This window comes from Actinomadura nitritigenes (assembly GCF_017573545.1).
Taxonomy (GTDB): Bacteria; Actinomycetota; Actinomycetes; order Streptosporangiales; family Streptosporangiaceae; genus Spirillospora; species Spirillospora nitritigenes.
The window spans coordinates 226,169-244,871 of the sequence record NZ_JAGEOK010000005.1; the positions used below are offsets into that span (position 1 = coordinate 226,169).

Genomic DNA, 18,703 nt, shown 5'->3' on the forward strand with positions numbered 1-18,703 from the left:
CGCGGACGCGCGTGTGGCCGTGTCCGGCCATCCCGGCTCGAGGAGCCGCGCGCGTCGGCGGTCGAGTATGGCGGTGTGCGACCTTGATGGGGTTGGCCGCGGGGCCGGCCCCGGCCTGTTCCGAGGACGGAGCGTGGGGGCCCGGTGATGGACGGCGGGATGGTCGGCGGCCGGGAGCCGCGCTTCGAGATCCGTTTCTGCGCCGCCGAGGGCGGGGCGCGGATCGCCTACGCCACGGTCGGCGACGGGCCCCTGCTGATCGTCCCTCCCGCCTGGATCAGCCACCTGGAGCTGTGGTGGCAGGACCCGGCCGTCCGCGCGTTCCTCGTTCCGCTGGCCGCGCACCGGACGGTGGTGCTGTACGACAAGCCCGGCTGTGGGCTGTCCGATCCCTGGCCGTGCCGCCAGACGGTGGACACCGACGTGCGGGTGCTGCGGACGGTCGCCGGCCATCTGCGGCAGGAGCGGTTCGACCTGCTGGGCGTCTCGACTGCGGCGGCGGCGTCGCTGGCCTTCGCCGTACGGCATCCGGAACGCGTCGGGCGCCTGATCGTCTACGGCGGTTACGCCGACGGCCGCCAGGTCGCGTCCCCGGAGGTCCGGGCGGCTTTGCTCGGCATGGTGCGCGCGCACTGGGGGCTCGGCTCGGACGTGCTGGCCGACATCTTCATGGCCGACGCCGACGCCGACACCAGAGAGCACTTCACGCGGCTGCAGCGGGGCACGGCCACCGCGGAGTTCGCCTGCGAGCTGCTGGACCAGTGCTATCAGGCATGCGTCGTGGACGAGCTGGCCGGGGTCGTCACGCCGACGCTGGTGCTGCACCGGCGCGGCGACCGGGCGATCCCCTACCGGCTCGGGCGGGACCTGGCCGCGCGGATCCCCGGCGCGCGGCTGATGACGCTCCCCGGCCGCGGCCACTTCCCCTGGGCCGGGGACTCCGCACCGCTGGTCGACGCCGTCCTGGAGCACCTGGGCGAGACCGCGCCCGGGCGGCACGCCCCGCGGTCCGTGGACGATGTGCTCACTCCCCGGCAGCGCCAGGTCGCCGCCCTGGTCGCGGACGGGCTGAGCAACCGCCAGATCGCCCGGCGTCTCGGGATCGAGGAACGTTCCGCCGAAGGCCACGTCGAACGGATCCGCCGGCGGCTCGACGTCCGCTCCCGCGCCCAGGTCGCCGCCTGGTGGGCCCGGCGCGACACCTGAGGTAGTGGATTGGGGTAGCGCCCGGCGTATTTCCCCGCCTGACAGGACGCCGTGCGCCGCCGGATCCTTCAGAGGCCGCCACGACCGCCACCAGGACGGTCGGCCTTCCCATCGGCGGCATCGATGTCGAGGAGCGGTACATGCCCGAGGCCAGCACCCTGCCGGCACTGAGCCCGAACCCGGTACGCGGGCGCCTGAACTCGGCGTTCTTCGCGCTGACGGCCGGTTACACCGACCGGCGGCTCGCCGGCCACAAGCGGCGGATCCTCCCCGGGACGGGCGGCGTCGTCGCCGAGATCGGCGCCGGCAACGGCCCGAACCTGCGCTACCTGCCGCCGGGAGCGACCGTGCACGCCATCGAACCGAACCCGTACTTCCACCGGCGACTGGCGCGCACGGCCGCCGTCCGCGGCGTCGACCTGACCATCCATCCGGTGCCGGGCGAGACGATCGACCTGGAGGACGCGAGCGTGGACGCCGTGATCTGCACGTGGGTGCTCTGCAGCGTCCACGACCCGGCCCGGGTGCTCCGGGAGGTCCGCCGGATCCTGCGGCCCGGCGGCCGGTTCGCGTTCATCGAGCACGTCGCCGCGCCGCCCGGCACCGTGCGGCGCGTCCAGCGGCTGGTGCGCCGGCCGTGGCGGTGGGCTTTCGAGGGCTGCCGCACCGACCGGGACACCGCGGCCGCCGTCCGCGCGGCCGGGTTCGCCTCGGTGGAGATCACCGAGTTCCGGTTCCGGTCCGGCTTCGTCCCGGTCCGGACGCAGATCGCCGGTGTCGCCGTGCGCTGAGCGGTCCCGTGGCCGGGCGGGCGATCAGGGGACGCGCAGGATCACGCCGGGACGCGCGCCGCCGTGCGCGCCGTCCTCGACCACGGGGCGTCCGCCGACGACGACCGCGCGGATCCCGTCCGGATACCGCTGGGGTGCCGCGAACGTGGCCCGGTCGGCGATGCCGGCGGGGTCGAACACGACGATGTCGGCGGCCGTCCCGGGCCGCAGCGCGCCGCGCCCGGCGAGCCCGGCGCGCTCGGCGGGCGCGAGCGTGCACTTGCGCACCGCTTCGGCGAGCGACAGCCGCCCGGTGCGGACGTACTCGGCGAACAGCCGGGGGGTAGCAGCCGTAGGAGCGGGGGTGCGGGGCGCCCCGGCCGGTCGGGCCGTCCGGGTCGAGCGCCTGCCCGTCGGATCCGATCACGGCCACGGGATGGGAGAGCGCGTCGAGCAGGTCGCGCTCGCTCCGCCCGCCTGCGATCATCTGGACGCCGTTGCCGTGCGCGGCGACCAGGTCGAGGACGGCGGCGCTCGGGTCCCTCCCCGTGCGGGCAGCGAAGGCGGACACCGTCCGGCCGACGGGATCCTCCCCTGCCGCAGTGGCGCCGGGGACGCGGCTGATGGTGATCTCGTCCCAGGAGTTGGGCATGTCCCGCCAACTGCGGGCGACGCGCGCGCGGACGTCCCGGTCCCGGAGCCGTGCCCGCATCCCCTCCTCGCCGCCCTCCTGCGCCCAGGAGGGCAGCAGTTGCGACAGCGGCGCGTTGCCCGCCAGGTACGGGTAGACGTCGAAGGCCACGTCCAGCCCGGACGAGCGCGCCGCGTCGATCAGGTCCAGGGCGCGCGCGACCGACCCGTGGTTGCGGCGGCCGACGGCGACCAGGTGGGAGATCTGGGTGCGGCAGCCGGTGGCCGCCGCGACCTGCAGCGCCTGCCGGACGGAGCCGAGCAGCCCGTCGGCGTAGTCGCGCACGTGCCAGGCGAAAAGGCGGCCGGACGCGGCGGCGGTGCGGCCGAGTACCTCCAGTTCGTCCTCCCGCGCGTAGCAGGGCGGGGCGTAGGCGAGGCCCGTGGAGACGCCGGCGGCGCCGGCGGAGAGCGCGTCGCCGAGCATGCCGCGCATCCGGTCGAGCGCGGCGGCGCCCGCCGGACGGTCCTCGAACCCCACGGCCGCCGCGCGCAGCGGCGTGTGCGCGACCAGCGCGGCCACGTTCACCGCCGGGCGCGCGGCGTCCAGCGCCGCGAGGTGCCCGGGCAGGTCCGTCCAGTCCCACCGGACCGACGGGTCGAGGTCCAGGTACCCGGCGGCGGCCCGGAGGGCGTCCGGATCGGCGGCGACGGGCGCCACGCCGAGCCCGCAGTTGCCGATCACGACCGTCGTGACGCCCTGCCGGACCGTGCTGTGCGCCTCCGGCGCGGACAGCAGCGTCAGGTCCGAGTGGGTGTGCACGTCGACGAAGCCTGGGGCCACCACATGTCCGGACGCGTCCAGGGTCCGGGCGGCGGGCCGTCCGGCGAGGTCGCCGACCGCCTCGACGCGCCCGCCGATGACGGCGACGTCAGCGCGACGAGGCGGCGCCCCGGTGCCGTCGACGACGGTGCCGCCGCTGATCAGCAGATCGATCACGATCGAGCCGCCTCTCGCAGGCGGGACGCCGCCCGCACCCGCGGAACGGCCGGCCGCGCACGCGGCGCGGCGGCAAGGCGGTGGTCCGCGTCGTGCACGGCGCCTCCTTGGGCGGCGGGTCTCCCGCCACTCCACCAGGGCTCGCGAGCCGCCGGCAATAACCCGTCGCCCATCGGCGGCGCCGCGGATATCGTCGGGCCGTGAGCAAGATCCTCCACGGTGAGTCGGTGACCCTGCGGCCCGCGACGGAGGCGGACGTGCCCGCGCTGGCCGCGATCCGCGCGACGCCGGAGGTCCACACGTGGTGGCGCGGCGGCCCCGACCTCGCCGCCGACGTGGCCCGCGAGCTCGCCGATGCCGACGTCGAACAGCTGGTCATCGAGCACGAGGGCCGCACCGCCGGCCTGATCCAGTGGCACGCGGAGCAGGACCCCGATTACCGGCACGCGGGCATCGACATCTACCTCGACCCGTCCGTGCGCGGGCGCGGCCTGGGACCCGACGCCATCCGCACCCTCGCGCGGCACGTGTTCGACGACCACGGTCACCACCGGATCACCATCGACCCGGCCGTCGCGAACACCGCCGCCATCCGCTGCTACGAGAAGGTCGGGTTCCGGCCGGTCGGCGTCATGCGGCAGTACGAACGCGGCACCGACGGCACCTGGCACGACGGTCTCCTCATGGACCTGCTGGCCGACGAGTTGACCGGCGGGCCCCCGGCGCCGTGAGCCGAGCGCGTCACCGCGTCACCGGCCGGTGCCCGGTCCGCGAGGCCGGCACGGTGGACGGCGCGGACCGGTGCAGGCTTCGTGCGGCAAGGCCGAAGACCACGCCTCCAGAGACGAACAGGGCGTCGGTGACGGTACCGGCGGTGACCGCCCACCATGAGGGATGGGGTGTGCCGTACACCTGGGCGGTAGTGAGGCCGGACAGGCCGCGCGGGAGGACGCCGAGCCAGCGGACCACGTCGTCGAGGACGCCGGTGCCGCCGCGCAGGCCGAGCAGTGCGCAGCCCGCCCAGCAGGCGGCCAGCTGAAGGCGGGACGGGAACCAGCGCCAGCCGCGCATCATCGCCAGCGGTGTGAGCACCCCGACCGCCGTCATCACCCAGACCAGGGCCGTGAACACCTGCACGGCCACCCGGGCGGAGCCGTGCTGGTGGTCGGGGTCCGGCATGGACAGCCCGGTCAGCGCCCACACCACATGCCAGAGCAGAAATCCCGTCACCCATACGAAGGCGGCCGTCCCGGCTCGTCGGATCGTCATGGCCCCGACGATCGCGGACCGGCCGTGCCGGGCGCCTCCCGCTCGCGGGCGAGACGGCTCACTCGCGCGGGGGAACCGGCGCCGGATGTCACATCGCGGCCGCGCCGATCCTCTCAATGGCATCCAGCGAGGACGCCAAGGCACGGCCTCCCGGACAACGAAGGGACGCTCCATGTCCGCACGATCTCGCGCGCAGGGTCTACGCACCCGTGCGCTCGCTCTCGCCGCCGCAACTCTCACGACGACCGGGCTCGGAGTCGCGACCGGCGTCGCGGCGGTTCCCGCCCACGCCTCTCCGGCGGCGCCCGCCGCGACCTGGTGGGACGTCGGCAGCTACGGCACCCATCCGAAGTGCGTCGACGCCGGCCAGCAGTACGAGCGCGAGGGCTGGCCCTACAAGTGCATCTACGTCAGCGGCGCCGGCTGGGTTCTCGAGATCTGGCAGTAGCCCTCACGCCGCTGTGCCTCGCGCGCCGAACCGGCTCCCCGGCACGAGCGGCCGCGATCGACACCGGCCTCCGGCACGCCCGGAGGCCGGTGTCACCGTTCCAGCCGAACGGCTCGCCCCCTCTGGGGGCGTCTCGGCTCGGTGGCTCCGAGCGCTGTCAGAAACCGATCGCCTCGCGGAGCAGCAGGACGGTGCCGCGCCCGGGGTGAGGTTCCGCGTTGAGGACGAGGACGCGGTTGAGGGCACTGGGCACCCCGTAGGCCTCCACGCAGCGCTCGTTCTCCAGCGGGACGCAGTGGTCCTCGATGCGGCGCAGTGCGGTGCTCAGGTCGGGCACCACCTTCTGCGCTCCGACGACCCAGATCACCTGGGGCGCGGCGCCCGCGTAGCCGGCCAGCTGGCTTCCGCTGGCCGAGGCGGCGACCAGGGAGCCGGTCTCGGTGACCGCGGCGACGCTCCCCACGAGGACGTCGGGGCAGGCGAGCATCTTCCAGATCTCGGTCAGCTGGGTGGCGCGGTCCATGGACGAGCTGCGCGCCTTGACCGAGTCGTATCGGCCGCTGCGGTTCAGGTCCTCGTCGATGCCGGACAGCCGGAGGGTCTCGCTGGCCCCGGTGAAGACGGTGGCGCCCGCCGGAATAAGGTCCTTGACGCGGGTACGCGCGGCGGCGGCGTCATCGAGGATCTCGACGGCGAAGTTGTTCTCCCTCAACGCGGCGGCCGCCCGCTCCAGCGCCTCCGCGGGCGCCGGGCCGGTGAACGATGCCGCCGGAGCCGGAGTGGTCATGGTTCCTCCTGGGGCTGTTGAACGGTGTGTTCGTCTCCGCTGGTACCGACAAGGCCGCCCCGCGGAATGTGAGGCGCCCGCCGACCTCACATTCCGGGGCGGTGCCTTGTCGAAGGGGTGAGCGCACATGAGACCGAGAAGAGAGCCGGCGACGCACATGACCGACACGTCCAGGCCGGGACACGACCGGACCGATCCAGCCCTCAGCGTGATCATGGGCGAGCGGCGGCAGCTGATCAATCTCGCCTACCGGCTGCTCGGCTCGCTGGCCGAGGCCGAGGACGCCGTCCAGGAGACCTACGCCCGCTGGTACGCCATGTCCCCCTCCCAGCGGGACGCCGTCGAGTCGCCCGGAGCGTGGCTGACCACGGTCGCCGGCCGCATCTGCCTCAACACGCTCAAGTCGGCACGGGCGCGCCGCGAACGCTACGTGGGCGCCTGGCTTCCCGAGCCGCTGCCCGAGCCCGCCGAGTGGGCCGCCGACCGGACGGACGGCACCGCGGCCGACCCTGCCGACCGGGTCACTCTGGATGAGTCGGTCAACATGGCCTTCCTCGTCGTCCTGGAGTCGATGACCCCGGCCGAGCGCGTGGCGTTCATCCTCCACGACGTCTTCCGCTACCCCTTCGCCGAGGTGGCCGAGGTCACCGGCCGCACCCCGGCCGCATGCCGCCAGCTCGCCTCCTCGGCCCGCCGCCGGCTCCACGGCCTGCGGGATCCGAAGCCGCCCGTGGCGAAGCAGGCCGGCGTCGTCCGGGCCTTCAAAGCGGCCTGGGAGGCCAAGGACATCGAGGCCCTGATCGGCCTGCTCGATCCCGACGCCACGGCGGTCGCCGACGGCGGCGGCCTCGTCATGGCCTTCCTCGACCCCATCGAGGGCGCCGAGCCGATCGCCCGCGGCTGGATGGAGATCGCCGACCGGATGCCCACCGGAATGACGCTCCTGGAGCGCACGGTCAACGGCCGGCCCGGTCTGGTCGCCCGGCTCGACGGGGTCGTCGTGACCGTGTTCGCCTTCGAGGTCGTCGACGACCGGATCAAGCAGATCTGGGCCGTGCGCAATCCGGAGAAACTCCGCCCCTGGACATCGGGCTGACGCTTTTCGACCGTTCACTCCGGCCGCTTTTCACCAATATGATTCATATTTGTCGGCTGTACACGGAGGAGGCCAGGGTGTCCGAGCGTGCCCGGAATGCATGGGAGGTGCCGAGCGCCGTGTCCCGGCCGGCCGGCGAACCGGTGCGGATCGACACGACGGTCGCGCACTCGGCCCGGATGTACGACTACTACCTGGGCGGGAAGGACCACTACCAGGTCGACCGGGACACCGCGGAGATCGCGGCGCGCAGCTGGCAGGCCGTGCGGACCGCCGTCCGGGAGAACCGCTCGTTCCTGGCCCGGGCCGTCCGCCACCTGGTCCGCGAACAGGGGATCACCCAGTTCCTCGACATCGGCGCGGGCCTGCCCAGCGCCGGCAACGTCCACGAGATCGCCCAGGCCGAGGACCCCGCCTGCCGCGTCGTGTACGTCGACAACGACCCGATCGTGCTGGCCCACGCCCGGTCCCTGCTCATCGGCACGCCCGAAGGCAGGACCGCCTACGTCCACGCCGACCTGCGCCGGCCGACGGCGATCCTCGCCGACCCCGCCGTCCGCACCACGCTGGACCTCGACCGGCCGGTCGCCCTGATGCTGGTCGCGATCCTGCACTTCATCGTGGACGAGCAGCATCCCGGCGAGATCGTCAGGGAGCTGATGGAGGCGCTGCCGTCCGGCAGCTTCCTGGTCGCCTCGCACGTCACCCCGGAACACGACCCGCAGGGAGTCCACGGCCTGGAGCAGGCCTACCGCGACGGCGGCGTCCCCGCCCAGGCCCGGCCCCGGGAGGCGTTCACCGCCCTCGCCTTCGACGGCCTGGAACTGCTGGACCCCGGAGTGACCCTGGTGTCGGAATGGCGCCCCGACGGCGACGCTCCCCGCCCGGCGGCGGACCAGGTCAACTGGTACGGCGGTATCGCCCGCAAGCCATAACGGCCACGCCCCCCAAATTGGGAGATAAATCCTTTCGAGGGAAATGGTTGACCGCGCGGCGCCCTCCTTCACCGGTTCCCCCGCACCGCGATGCCCGTGCGATGCACTCCCCTGATCATCGCTCGCGTTCGCGCTTGCCCAGGTCAGGGCAGAGCTGAACCGACCAAAGGAGGAAACACGTGATCGCACTCTGTTCATCGGGAACAACGCGGCGCGGAGCGGTCGGCCGGTTCTGCGGCGCGGTCACGCTTCTCGCCGGCCTCGTCGTCAGCGGGGGCACGGCGAGCGCCGGTACCGCCACGGCGTCGACGCCCGGCTCGGCATCAGGACGGATCGGCACCGCGCACACCAGGACCGCGGGACGGCTGCCGGTCAAGAAGATCGAGAAGATACTGCAGGCCGATGGCCAGGTGAGCAGCAGCGGGGTCCTCGAAGTCGACATCGACCGCAAGGACCTCCACGTCAGCGGCGGCCGGCCGCGGGTGAGGTTCGAGGACGGCTTCCAGATCCAGCACGAGCTGTTCTTCCAGTCGCTCGGGCACGGGAAGACGATCCTCAACGGCGACCTGGCCCTGCGGCCGCAGGAGATCCAGCCGGTCATCGACGCGTTCATCGCCCACGGGCTCACGTTCCAGGCGCAGCACCAGCACTTCTACGACCTGCGCCCGATGGTGTGGTTCCTGCATTTCCGGGCGATCGGGGACCCGCTCCGGCTGGCCGGTGCCGCGCGCGCCGTCATCGGCGTGACGTCCACGCCGCTCCCGCAGCATGCGCCGCCGCACCCCACGACCCCGCTTCCCGTCCGGAAGCTGGCGAAGATCCTCGGCGGGGACGCCACCGTCGGAGAGAACGGGATCGTCACGGTGACCGTGCCGCGTACCGACAGGATCAGGCTCGGCGGCGTGGTCGTCGATCCGGACCTCGGGGTGTCCACCAGCGTCCAGTTCCAGCCGCTCACGAGGGACAAGGCGGCGGTGGTTCCGGACTTCTCCATGACGGCGAAGGAGACGCAGCCGGTCATCACGGTCATGCGTCACCGGCACTGGCTGGTGGGCTGCCTCTACAACCAGGAGACGGCAGAGCACCCGCAGCTGTACTTCTCGCACATGTTCCGCGTCGGCGATCCCGTCGCGCTCGCCCGGCAGGTCCGCGAGGGACTCGACCGCACGGCCGCACGGCATCCCTGACCGGCGGCTTCACGAAGAACTCACCATGTAGGCGCGGATGGCTCGTCCAGAGCGTCCGTTTGTGCGCGGTGGCGCGTCAATCGGCGCCACCGCGCACGCACGCGCGGCGTCGGCGGAGCGGGTGGGGCGAGCTCAGATGCCGACGGGGTGCCAGACCGTCTTGGTCTCCAGGAACGCGGTCATGCGGTCGATGCCCGGGGCGGCGGTCCAGTCGGCGCCGGCCGGGCGCACGACGCGTTTGAGGTTCCCGGCGGCGGCCCGTTCGAGTTCGGGCGCCTGGCCAGGGGCGGCGCCGGTGAGGTCGATGGCGTTGACGTCCATGTGGGAGGCCAGCCAGGGGGCCAGCTCGTCGCGGTGGCCGGTGAGGATGTTCACCACCCCGCCGGGCAGGTCGCTGGTGGCCAGGACCTCGGCGAGGGTGATCGCCGGCAGCGGGGCGGGTTCGGACGCCAGGACGACGGCGGCGTTCCCGGCGACGATCGCCGGGGCGAGCACCGAGACCAGGCCGAGGAGGGGGTCGTCGGGGGCGATGACGGCGACCACGCCGGTCGGTTCGGGAGTGGAGAAGTTGAAGAACGGGCCGGAGACGGGGTTGGCGGCGCCGGTGACGGCGCTGAGCTTGTCGGCCCACCCGGCGTACCAGACCCACCGGTCGACGGCCGCGTCCACCTGGGCGGCCGCCTCGGCCTTGCCCAGCCCGGACCGGCGGAGCGCACCGGTGAACTGGTCGTGGCGGTCCTCCAGCATCTCGGCGACGCGGTAGAGGATCTGGCCGCGGTTGTAGGCGGTGCGGTCCGCCCAGCCGGGCTGGGCCTTGCGGGCCGCCGCGACCGCGTCGCGGACGTCCTTGCGGGACGCCTTCGCGGCATTGGCCGCGAAGGCGCCCTCGGCGTCGTTCACCACGTAGGTCCTGCCGGATTCGGACCGGGGGAACGCCCCGGCGATGTACAGCTTGTAGGTCTTGCGGACGGTGAGACGGTCAGACATCGAGATAGGCCTCCAGGCCGTGGCGCCCGCCTTCGCGGCCGTATCCGGATTCCTTGTAGCCGCCGAACGGGGAGGCGGGGTCGAACTTGTTGAAGGTGTTGGCCCACACCACACCGGCGCGCAGCCGCTGGGCCGCCCACAGGATCCGCGAGCCCTTGTCGGTCCAGATCCCCGCCGACAGCCCGTACGGGGTGTTGTTGGCCTTGGTGATCGCCTCGTCGGGCGTGCGGAAGGTCAGCACCGACAGGACCGGCCCGAAGATCTCCTCCTGCGCGATCCGGTGCGAGGCCGCCACGTTGGTGAAGACGGTGGGCGGGAACCAGTAGCCGCGGTCGGGCAGGTCGCAGTGCGGCGCCCAGCGTTCGGCGCCCTCCGCCTCGCCCGCCGCCACGAGCTCCCGGATCCGGGCGAGCTGGGCGGCGGAGTTGATCGCGCCGATGTCGGTGTTCTTGTCGAGGGGGTCGCCCACGCGCAGCGTCGCCATCCGCCGCTCGAGCCGTTCGAGGACCTCGTCGGCGACCGACTCCTGGACCAGCAGCCGCGAGCCGGCGCAGCACACGTGCCCCTGGTTGAAGAAGATCCCGTTGACGATGCCCTCGACGGCCTGGTCGAGCGGCGCGTCGTCGAAGACGATGTTGGCGGCCTTCCCGCCCAGCTCCAGCGTCAGCCGCTTGGACGTGCCCGCGACCTGGCGGGCGATCTGGCGGCCCACGTCGGTGGAGCCGGTGAAGGCGACCTTGTCGATCCCGGGATGCCCGGCCAGCAGCCGTCCCGTCTCACCCGCGCCGGTGATGATGTTGACGACGCCGGGCGGCAGGTCGGCCTGGCGGCAGATGTCGGCGAACAGCAGCGCGGTCAGCGGCGTGGTCTCGGCCGGCTTCAGCACGACGGTGTTGCCGCAGGCCAGCGCGGGCGCGATCTTCCACGCCAGCATCAGCAGCGGAAAGTTCCACGGGATCACCTGCCCCGCGACCCCCACCGGCCGCGGATCCGGACCGAAACCGGCGTAGCCGAGTTTGTCGGCCCAGCCCGCGTAGTAGAAGAAGTGCGCGGCGACCAGCGGCAGGTCGACGTCGCGGGACTCGCGGATCGGTTTGCCGTTGTCGATGGACTCCAGGACGGCCAGCTCCCGCGACCGCTCCTGGAGCAGCCGCGCGATCCGGTACAGGTACTTGGCGCGCTCGGCGCCCGGCATCGGCCCCCACACCGTCTCGAACGCCCGCCGCGCCGCCGCCACGGCGCGGTCCACGTCCGCCTGGTCGGCGGCGGCGACCTCGGCGAGGGTCTCCTCGGTGGCGGGGTTCACCGAGGTGAACGGCTCGCCGCCACCGTCGGTGAACTCGCCGTCGATGAACAGCCCGTAGGAGGCGCGGATGTCGACGATCGACGCCGACTCCGGCGCGGGCGCGTACTCGAACACCATGATCAGTCCAGGGTGAAGTAGTCGGGACCGGAGTAGACGCCGGTGGAGAGTTTGCGGCGCTGCATCAGCAGGTCGTTCAACACCGACGACGCGCCGAGGCGGAACCACTGCGGGGTCAGCCAGTCCGGGCCCGCGGTCTCGTTCACCAGCACCAGGTACTTGATCGCGTCCTTGGTGGTGCGGATCCCACCGGCGGGTTTGACGCCGACCTGGCGGCCGGTCGCGGCGCGGTAATCGCGGACGGCCTCCAGCATCACCAGCGTCACCGGCAGCGTCGCCGCCGGGGACACCTTCCCCGTCGAGGTCTTGATGAAGCCCGCACCCGCCCGCATCGCCAGCCACGACGCCCGCCGCACGTTGTCCAGCGTCGCCAGCTCACCGGTCTCCAGGATCACCTTCAGATGCGCGTCCCCGCACGCCTCCTTCACCGCCGTGATCTCGTCGGAGACCTTCAGGAAGTCACCCGACAGGAACGCGCCCCGGTCGATCACCATGTCGATCTCGGTCGCGCCCGCCTGCACGGCCGCGCGGGTATCGGCGAGCTTGGCCTCCAGCGGCGCCCGCCCCGACGGGAACGCCGTCGCCACGCTGGCGACACCGACCCCGCTGCCAAGCAGCGCCTGCACCGCCACGTCCACCAGGTCGGGGTACACGCACACGGCCGCGACACCGGGCGCCGACGAGTCGGCCGGATCGGGCCGGATGGCCTTGGCGCACAACGCCCGCACCTTCCCCGCCGTGTCCGCGCCCTCCAGCGTGGTCAGATCCACCATCGAGATCGCCAGATCGATCGCCGCGGCCTTCGCCGACGTCTTGATCGACCGGGTGGCCAGCCGGGCCGCACGCTCCTCCGCCCCGGTCTGGTCCACGGCGGGAAGGCCGTGCAGGAAAGCGCGCAGTTCCCGCTCGTCGGCCCTCTCCAGAGCCGTCATCGTGTCAGGCACGGGCACCCCTGTTCTCCAGGATCCGGTTGAGGATGAGCGCCGCCACCACGATCAGGCCGGTCACCACCATCTGGAAGAACGAGCTCAGCCCGACGAGGTTGAACAGGTTCTTCACCACCGACAGCAGCAGGACCGCCACGAACGTGCCGAAGACGTTGCCGCGCCCGCCGAACAGGTTGGTCCCGCCGAGGACGACGGCGGCGATGGCGTCCAGTTCCAGGCCGTTGAAGGCGGTCGGCTGGCCGATGGTCAGCCGCGAGGTCAGCAGGACGCCCGCGAACGCGGCGAGCAGCCCGGAGATCGCGAAGACCGCGACGGTCACCGCCCGCACGGGCAGCCCGGACAGCCGCGCGGCCTCCCGGTTGCTGCCGACCGCGTAGATGTACTCGCCGAACGTCGTCCCGCGCAGCATCAGCCAGGCGAGGACCGTGATCGCGATGAAGATCAGGCCGACGATCGGGACGCGGCCGACGAACCCGCCGCCGAGGAGCTGGAAGCCCTCGGGCTGGTCGCCGCCCGCCGGCGTGCCGCCGGTCAGCAGGTAGGTCAGGCCCCGGATGCTGGTGAGGCCGGCGAGGGTCGTCATGAAGCTGGGCAGCGACAGGTACGCCGACAGCCCGCCCATCACGGCCCCGGCGGCGGCGCCGGCCGCGAGCGACACCAGGACGGCGAGCACGGGCGGCCAGCCGTCCGACATCAGCACGGCCACCGTCATCCCGGCGAACGCGGCGGTACTGCCGACCGACAGGTCGATGCCGGCCGTGAGGATGACCATCGTCATGCCGATCGCGACGATGCCGGTGAGGCTCGACTGCTGCAGCAGGTTGGCGATGTTGCGGGTGGTCAGGAACTCCGGTGCCAGGATCGACGCGACGACGCACAGCAGCAGGAAGACGACGAGCAGGTTCCCGTTGCGCAGCAGCGCGAGACCGTGGCGCCGGGGCACGATGCCGGCCAGGGCCGGCCGGGCCTTGGAGGCGGTTTGGCTCATGGGGTGGCTCCAGTGATGACGGTGTGGGCGATGTCGGCCTCCGCGGTGGTGCGGGGGTCGAACCGCGCGATGTTGCGGCCCTCGTGCAGCACCCAGATGCCGTCGGCGTGGGCGGTGAGCTCGGCGAGCTCGCTGCTGGCGAGCAGGACGGCGACGCCGTCGTCCGCGAGCCGCCGGACCTGCCGGTAGAGGTCGGCCTTGGCGCCGATGTCGAGGCCGCGGGTGGGTTCGTCCAGCAGCAGCACCCGCATGCCCCGGGTGATCCACTTGGCGAGCACGACCTTCTGCTGGTTGCCGCCCGACAGCTCGCCGACGGGCTGGTCCGGGGAGGCGTGCTTGACGCCGAGGCCGGCGAGGACGGGCGCGGTCGCGCGGCGGCCGCGGGAGCGCGGCGCCAGCGGGCGCAGCGCGCTGATGGCGGCGTTGCGGGACACGCCGAGGCCGAGGAACAGGCCCTGCTCCTTGCGGCTCTCGGGGACCAGCGCGAGGCCGTTGCGGACGGCGGTCCGGGGCCCGGCCACCGGCAGCGGCGCGCCGTCCAGGCGGGCGCGGACGTCCGCGCGGGCGACCCCGAACAGGGCGTTGAGCAGGGTGGTCCGTCCCGCACCGGCGAGTCCCGCCAGCCCCACGATCTCGCCGGGACGGACCTCGATGCCGGAGACGTCGAGGATGCCGCCGACCCGCGCCCGCTCGATGACCAGCCGGGGCTCTCCCGACGGCGCGGGGCGGTCCACGCGGCGGACCAGGTCGCGGGAGCCGCCGATCATCGCCGCGACGAGGTCGTCGTGGGTGGTGGCGGCGAGGTCGAACACGCCGACGTCGCGCCCGTCGCGCATGACGGTGGCGCGGTCGCCGATCTGCGACACCTCGTCCAGCCGGTGCGAGATGTAGATGATGGCGCGGCCCTCGGCGGCGAGGCCGCGGATGACCTCGAACACCGCCTCCAGGTCGCGCTCGCCCAGCGTCGCGGACGGCTCGTCCATGACGATGACCTTCGCGTCCATCGTCAGTGCCCGGGCGATCGCGGTGAGCTGCTGCGCCGCGATCGGCAGGTCGCCGACCCGGTCGGCGGGCGAGAACGTCCCGCCGACGCGGCGGACGGCCTCGGCCGCCGCGGCGGAGCGCGCCTGCCGCCGGACGAACGGGCCGCGCGCGGGCGCGCGTCCGAGGAACAGGTTCTGCGCGACGGTCAGGTCCGGCGCGAGGTCGAGCTCCTGGTAGATGACGCTGATCCCGGCGGCGATGCCGTCCTGCGGGCTCGTGGCGCGCAGCGGCCCGCCGGAGAGCAGGACCTCTCCCTCGTCGGGCCGGTAGGAGCCGGCGAGGATCTTCATCAGCGTGCTCTTGCCGGCGCCGTTCTCGCCGAGCAGGCAGTGGACCTCGCCCGCGCGGACCGACAGGTTCGCGCCGTCGCAGGCGAGCGTGCCGGGGAAGCGCTTGACGATCCCCTTCATCTCGAGGAGCGGCGGCGAGTCGCTCATGTGGCCTCCTCCAGCAGATGAGCGGCGGTGACGTCGTCGGTCACCAGGACATTGCAGATCCCGCCGGTGACGACGGCCCGGCACACCCGGTGCTTGCGCTCGCCCGCGACGACGGCGATCGACCACGCCCCCGCCCGCAGGTCGTCGATCGTGATGCCGATCGTCCGGCGGTCGAGCTCGTCCCAGACGATCCGTCCGGCGCCGTCGATGAACCGGCCGACGACGTCGCCGACGCCGCCGGACGCGGCGAGCGCGTCGATGTCGCCGGAGGTGAGGTAGCCGGACTCGACGAGCACGGAGTCGTGCGACAGCGCGCCGGGGCTGAACAGGAACGCGCCGCACTGCCTGGCCAGGTCGAGGACGCCTCCCACCGACCGCTCGCCCTCCAGCGCGGCGCGCGTCGAGTCCTGCTCCACGATCGCCGGCGCCGACAGCAGCGTGACGGTGCCGCCGCCGTGGTGGGCGAGCCGGCTGGCCATGTCGGACGCCGAGGTGGGGCGGCGCGACCGGCTGAGCCCGCCGTTCACCTGGACGATCTGGACGCCGCGCGTCCAGCCCGGGGAGATGTGCGCGGCGACCGCGTCCAGCGTGCGGCCCCACGACACGCCGAGGCTGCGCGGCGCCGGGGTCAGGTCGGCGAGGTAGCGGGCGGCGGCGCCGGCGACCCGGTCGCGCGTCTCGACCTCGCCGACGGCGTCGACCGGGACCACGACCGCGTCCCGCAGCCCGTAGCGCTCCTTGAGCTGGCGTTCCCGCACGTGCAGCCGGTGCCGGGGGTGCACGATCTCGATCCGGACGATCCCAGCGGTGCGGGCCTCGGCGAGGAGCCGCCCGACCTTCCAGCGGGTCAGGTGCAGTTTCCGGCCGATCTGCTCCTGGGTCTGGTCGCCCTCGTAGTACATCTCGGCGACGCGCAGCAGCAGCGTCTCGTAGTCGGGGTCCTCGGCGTTCATCCGGTCTCCTCGCGGGGGCGGCTGAGCAGGTGCGACACCTCGCGGGTGGCGGCGGTGGCCTGCCGGTACAGGTCGTAGCCCGCCTCGTAGGCGCCGCCGTGGACGTCGCGCTCCGCCGGCTCGACGAGGGTGGTGGCCGGCGCGAACGCCTCGGCGGCCTCGGCCAGCCCGTGATGAGCGCCGGTGGCGGTCGCGGCGAGCACCGCGCAGGCCCGCAGCGTGAGGTTGTCGCCGGCGTCGGCGGCCCCGCCGGGGCGGCCGACGAGCAGCAGCGGGCGGTCCAGCACGTCCGCCATGGTCCTCAGCCAGAGCGGGTTGTGCCGGACGCCGCCGGACACGTAGATGTCCTCCACCGGGACTCCGGCGGCGAGGAACGACTCCAGCACCTGCCGCGTCCCGTACGCGACGCTCTCCACCGCGGCCCGGTAGAGCTGCGCGGGGGTGGTGCCGAGCGTCAGGCCGAGCACCGCGCCGCGCAGCCCCGGGTCGCGGAGCGGCGTGCGGTTGCCCATGAAGTGGTCCAGGACGACCAGCCCGTGCTCCCCCGGCCCGACCTGCTCGGCCTCGGCGCACAGCCGGGGCAGCTCCGCGCGCTTCACGCCGAGGAGGTCCTCGCTCGTCCAGCGCAGGACCGAGCCCGCCGACACCTGCCCGCCTTCCACCAGCCAGTGCCCGGGGCGCAGCGCGTCCGGGTACGGGCCCCAGATGGCCGGGGTGAACACCGGGGTGTCGATCTCGGCGACGAACGCGTTGGACGTCCCGCAGACGATCGACAGCCGGCCCGGCTCCAGACCACCGGTGGCCAGCAGCGACAGGTGCGCGTCGATGCCGCCGACCGCGACGGTCGGCCGCCCGCGCAGCCCCAGCTCGGCGCACGTCGCCGCCGTGACCTCGCCCGCCGCCGCGCCGACCCGGAGCACGTCGGGCGGAAGCTTCGCGGCCAGGTCCGGGACGCCGAGCAGCGCGTACAGGTCGTGCGGGTGCCCCACGCCGCGCGGGTCGTGGTTGTACTTGCAGCAGGCGTTCATCTGCGACGCCGTCCACCTGCCGGTGAGCCGCCAGGTGAGGTAGTCGACGGCCTCGACGATGCGGGCGGCGCTCCGGTAGACGCCGGGTTCGTGCCGGGCGAGCCACATCGCCTTGGGCACCAGCCACTCGACGGCGTCGGAGCCGCCCGCGTACTTCAGCACGTCGTGGCCCGTCGCGGCGGTCGCCTCGGACTCGGCGGCGGCGCGGGCGTCCATCCACAGGATCGCCGGACGCAGCGGCCGGCCCGCGTCGTCGAGGACGACGACGGTGGAGGCGGTGGTGGCGACGGCGACCCCCGCGATCTCCGGCTCCCCCGCCCCGGCGAGCGCGGCGCGGGTCGCGCCCACCACGGCGCGCCACCAGTCCTCGGGGTCCTGCTCGGCCCAGCCGGGCCGCGGGTACCGGGTGGGGTAGACGTCGTGGCCGGTCCCGAGGACCGCGCCGTCGTCGGCGAACACCGCGACGCGCGCGCCCTCGGTGCCGAGGTCGATCGACAGCAGCGCGGTCACGGCCGCTCCCCCGGCCGGAAGAGCACCTTCGAGCTGAAAATGGAACGTTCCCCCAGCTGCTTCATGAGCTGCGGCAGCGCGTCCAGCCCCGGCTCATGCGTGATCATGAACTTCCAGCGCAGCGCGCCGGACGCGAACGCCTCCGCCGCCGCCCGCCACTCGTCGCCGGGGAACGGGGCCGAGAACGAGTTCCAGGCGCCGTGCAGGCTGACCTCCCGGCGCAGGAAGTCGTTGAAGGTCCCCTTGGCGAACTCCACCGGCGCATGCGGGATGCCGATGAACACCGCCTCGCCGTGCCGGGCGCACAGCGCCGCCGCCATGTCGGCGGTCACCGGGGTGCCGGCCGACTCGATCACCACGTCGTACCCGTCCCCCGCCAGGTCGCGGGCCTCCTCGCCGCTGGTCGTGGTGTGCGTGGCGCCGGCCTCCGACGCCTGCGCGAGCTTGCGCTCGTTCAGGTCGACGGCCAGCACGTCCGACGCGCCCGCCAGCCGCGCCCACTGGACGGCGAACAGCCCGATCGGCCCGGCCCCGAGCACCGCGACCCGGTGCCCGACGCCCAGCCGGGTCCGCCAGATCGCGTGCAGGGCGATCGACGCCGGGTCCAGCATCGCCGCGGCCGCGGCGGGGACCTGCTCCGGCACCGGGAACAGGTTCCGCTCCGGGACGGTGACGTACTCGGCGTAGGCGCCGTCCCGGCGGCTGCCGAAGTAGTCGTAGTCCAGGCAGAGGCTGAACCGGCCGCGCTGGCACTCCCCGCAGGTGAAGCAGGGGATCAGCGGCGGCACCGCGACCAGGTCCCCCGCGGAGGACCCGCGCACCTCGCGCCCCGCGTCGACGACCCGTCCGGCGAACTCGTGCCCGCAGATGATGGGCATGCGGTGCGCGCCGGCGCTCAGCATGCGGGCGATGTCCGAACCGCACACCCCGCAGGCGTCGACGCGGACCAGCGCCTCTCCCGGACCGGGCTCGGGCTTCGCCACCTCCTCCACGCGGATGTCACCCGGCGAGTGCAGGACGGCCGCGAGCATTTTCTCAGGCACTGTGTTCCCTTCTTG

Annotated in this window: 18 protein-coding genes; 7 read left to right on the forward strand and 11 right to left on the reverse strand. The window is 73.4% G+C overall.

The window, feature by feature from the left end; translation table 11 throughout:
- Positions 1 to 147: 147 nt before the first annotated feature.
- The gene (locus J4557_RS09200; protein WP_208266020.1) at positions 148 to 1,206 is read left to right on the forward strand and encodes an alpha/beta fold hydrolase; all 1,059 of its coding nucleotides are present in this window, start codon (positions 148 to 150) and stop codon (positions 1,204 to 1,206) included.
- Positions 1,207 to 1,346: 140 nt separating this feature from the next.
- Positions 1,347 to 1,997, forward strand: a complete 651-nt coding sequence (locus J4557_RS09205; RefSeq protein ID WP_208266021.1) for a class I SAM-dependent methyltransferase — start codon at positions 1,347 to 1,349, stop codon at positions 1,995 to 1,997.
- On the opposite strand, the gene J4557_RS52500 is transcribed toward J4557_RS09205, so the two are convergent.
- The gene (locus tag J4557_RS52500; RefSeq protein ID WP_208266022.1) at positions 1,927 to 3,606 is read right to left on the reverse strand and encodes an N-acyl-D-amino-acid deacylase family protein; all 1,680 of its coding nucleotides are present in this window, start codon (positions 3,604 to 3,606) and stop codon (positions 1,927 to 1,929) included. The genes J4557_RS09205 and J4557_RS52500 overlap by 71 nt on opposite strands.
- 209 nt (positions 3,607 to 3,815) lie before the next feature.
- On the opposite strand from J4557_RS52500, the gene J4557_RS09215 reads away from it, so the two are divergent.
- Positions 3,816 to 4,337 (forward strand): GNAT family N-acetyltransferase, encoded by a 522-nt coding sequence (locus tag J4557_RS09215; protein ID WP_208266183.1) that lies wholly within the window; start codon positions 3,816 to 3,818, stop codon positions 4,335 to 4,337.
- 10 nt (positions 4,338 to 4,347) lie between these two features.
- Here J4557_RS09215 and J4557_RS09220 read toward each other — a convergent pair whose 3' ends face one another.
- Positions 4,348 to 4,875 carry a hypothetical protein gene (locus J4557_RS09220; RefSeq protein ID WP_208266023.1) on the reverse strand — a complete coding sequence of 176 codons (528 nt, stop codon included), beginning with the start codon at positions 4,873 to 4,875 and terminating at the stop codon, positions 4,348 to 4,350.
- Between the two features lie 172 nt (positions 4,876 to 5,047).
- On the opposite strand from J4557_RS09220, the gene J4557_RS09225 reads away from it, so the two are divergent.
- Positions 5,048 to 5,323 carry a hypothetical protein gene (locus J4557_RS09225; RefSeq protein WP_208266024.1) on the forward strand — a complete coding sequence of 92 codons (276 nt, stop codon included), beginning with the start codon at positions 5,048 to 5,050 and terminating at the stop codon, positions 5,321 to 5,323.
- Between the two features lie 157 nt (positions 5,324 to 5,480).
- Here J4557_RS09225 and J4557_RS09230 read toward each other — a convergent pair whose 3' ends face one another.
- Entirely contained in the window at positions 5,481 to 6,110 is a 630-nt protein-coding gene (locus J4557_RS09230; protein WP_208266025.1) for an LUD domain-containing protein, read from the reverse strand.
- 127 nt (positions 6,111 to 6,237) lie between these two features.
- Here J4557_RS09230 and sigJ point away from each other — a divergent pair, with 127 nt between their 5' ends.
- The 3 genes from sigJ (at position 6,238) to J4557_RS09245 (ending at position 9,328) form a co-directional block, all read left to right on the forward strand.
- The gene (gene sigJ / locus J4557_RS09235) at positions 6,238 to 7,206 is read left to right on the forward strand and encodes an RNA polymerase sigma factor SigJ (RefSeq protein WP_243775485.1); all 969 of its coding nucleotides are present in this window, start codon (positions 6,238 to 6,240) and stop codon (positions 7,204 to 7,206) included.
- A gap of 77 nt (positions 7,207 to 7,283) precedes the next feature.
- The gene (locus J4557_RS09240) at positions 7,284 to 8,141 is read left to right on the forward strand and encodes an SAM-dependent methyltransferase (protein WP_307799569.1); all 858 of its coding nucleotides are present in this window, start codon (positions 7,284 to 7,286) and stop codon (positions 8,139 to 8,141) included.
- Positions 8,142 to 8,320: 179 nt separating this feature from the next.
- Positions 8,321 to 9,328 (forward strand): DUF1259 domain-containing protein, encoded by a 1,008-nt coding sequence (locus tag J4557_RS09245; protein ID WP_208266027.1) that lies wholly within the window; start codon positions 8,321 to 8,323, stop codon positions 9,326 to 9,328.
- Between the two features lie 132 nt (positions 9,329 to 9,460).
- Here the strand turns inward: J4557_RS09245 and J4557_RS09250 are convergent, their stop codons facing one another.
- Genes J4557_RS09250 through J4557_RS09285 form a run of 8 tightly spaced genes read right to left on the reverse strand, consistent with a single transcriptional unit; the run spans position 9,461 to position 18,688 of the window.
- Complete coding sequence (locus tag J4557_RS09250; protein ID WP_208266028.1) at positions 9,461 to 10,315, reverse strand: aldehyde dehydrogenase family protein; 855 nt, start codon at positions 10,313 to 10,315, stop codon at positions 9,461 to 9,463.
- Entirely contained in the window at positions 10,308 to 11,738 is a 1,431-nt protein-coding gene (locus J4557_RS09255; RefSeq protein ID WP_208266029.1) for an aldehyde dehydrogenase family protein, read from the reverse strand. Before J4557_RS09255 ends, J4557_RS09250 begins: the two co-directional genes overlap by 8 nt.
- Positions 11,739 to 11,740: 2 nt before the next feature.
- Positions 11,741 to 12,670 (reverse strand): deoxyribose-phosphate aldolase, encoded by a 930-nt coding sequence (deoC, locus tag J4557_RS09260; protein ID WP_208266185.1) that lies wholly within the window; start codon positions 12,668 to 12,670, stop codon positions 11,741 to 11,743.
- Positions 12,671 to 12,674: 4 nt separating this feature from the next.
- Complete coding sequence (locus J4557_RS09265; protein ID WP_208266030.1) at positions 12,675 to 13,673, reverse strand: ABC transporter permease; 999 nt, start codon at positions 13,671 to 13,673, stop codon at positions 12,675 to 12,677.
- Positions 13,670 to 15,154 carry a sugar ABC transporter ATP-binding protein gene (locus J4557_RS09270; RefSeq protein WP_208266031.1) on the reverse strand — a complete coding sequence of 495 codons (1,485 nt, stop codon included), beginning with the start codon at positions 15,152 to 15,154 and terminating at the stop codon, positions 13,670 to 13,672. The genes J4557_RS09265 and J4557_RS09270 overlap by 4 nt, the downstream gene beginning before the upstream one ends.
- Complete coding sequence (locus J4557_RS09275) at positions 15,151 to 16,107, reverse strand: sugar-binding transcriptional regulator (protein ID WP_208266032.1); 957 nt, start codon at positions 16,105 to 16,107, stop codon at positions 15,151 to 15,153. The genes J4557_RS09270 and J4557_RS09275 overlap by 4 nt, the downstream gene beginning before the upstream one ends.
- Positions 16,104 to 17,645 (reverse strand): FGGY-family carbohydrate kinase, encoded by a 1,542-nt coding sequence (locus tag J4557_RS09280; RefSeq protein WP_208266033.1) that lies wholly within the window; start codon positions 17,643 to 17,645, stop codon positions 16,104 to 16,106. The genes J4557_RS09275 and J4557_RS09280 overlap by 4 nt, the downstream gene beginning before the upstream one ends.
- The gene (locus J4557_RS09285; RefSeq protein WP_208266034.1) at positions 17,642 to 18,688 is read right to left on the reverse strand and encodes a galactitol-1-phosphate 5-dehydrogenase; all 1,047 of its coding nucleotides are present in this window, start codon (positions 18,686 to 18,688) and stop codon (positions 17,642 to 17,644) included. The genes J4557_RS09280 and J4557_RS09285 overlap by 4 nt, the downstream gene beginning before the upstream one ends.
- Between the last annotated feature and the right edge of the window lie 15 nt (positions 18,689 to 18,703).

What these genes read in the sequence shown, in the direction of transcription:
- J4557_RS09230 (WP_208266025.1), bottom strand. Translation starts at nt 6,110, where the DNA reads ATGACCACTCCGGCTCCGGCGGCATCGTTCACCGGCCCGGCGCCCGCG.
- J4557_RS09270 (WP_208266031.1), bottom strand. Translation starts at nt 15,154, where the DNA reads ATGAGCGACTCGCCGCCGCTCCTCGAGATGAAGGGGATCGTCAAGCGC.
- J4557_RS09265 (WP_208266030.1), bottom strand. Translation starts at nt 13,673, where the DNA reads ATGAGCCAAACCGCCTCCAAGGCCCGGCCGGCCCTGGCCGGCATCGTG.
- J4557_RS09255 (WP_208266029.1), bottom strand. Translation starts at nt 11,738, where the DNA reads ATGGTGTTCGAGTACGCGCCCGCGCCGGAGTCGGCGTCGATCGTCGAC.
- sigJ (WP_243775485.1), top strand. Translation starts at nt 6,238, where the DNA reads ATGAGACCGAGAAGAGAGCCGGCGACGCACATGACCGACACGTCCAGG.
- J4557_RS09205 (WP_208266021.1), top strand. Translation starts at nt 1,347, where the DNA reads ATGCCCGAGGCCAGCACCCTGCCGGCACTGAGCCCGAACCCGGTACGC.
- J4557_RS09225 (WP_208266024.1), top strand. Translation starts at nt 5,048, where the DNA reads ATGTCCGCACGATCTCGCGCGCAGGGTCTACGCACCCGTGCGCTCGCT.
- J4557_RS09275 (WP_208266032.1), bottom strand. Translation starts at nt 16,107, where the DNA reads ATGAACGCCGAGGACCCCGACTACGAGACGCTGCTGCTGCGCGTCGCC.
- deoC (WP_208266185.1), bottom strand. Translation starts at nt 12,670, where the DNA reads ATGACGGCTCTGGAGAGGGCCGACGAGCGGGAACTGCGCGCTTTCCTG.
- J4557_RS09220 (WP_208266023.1), bottom strand. Translation starts at nt 4,875, where the DNA reads ATGACGATCCGACGAGCCGGGACGGCCGCCTTCGTATGGGTGACGGGA.
- J4557_RS09200 (WP_208266020.1), top strand. Translation starts at nt 148, where the DNA reads ATGGACGGCGGGATGGTCGGCGGCCGGGAGCCGCGCTTCGAGATCCGT.
- J4557_RS09250 (WP_208266028.1), bottom strand. Translation starts at nt 10,315, where the DNA reads ATGTCTGACCGTCTCACCGTCCGCAAGACCTACAAGCTGTACATCGCC.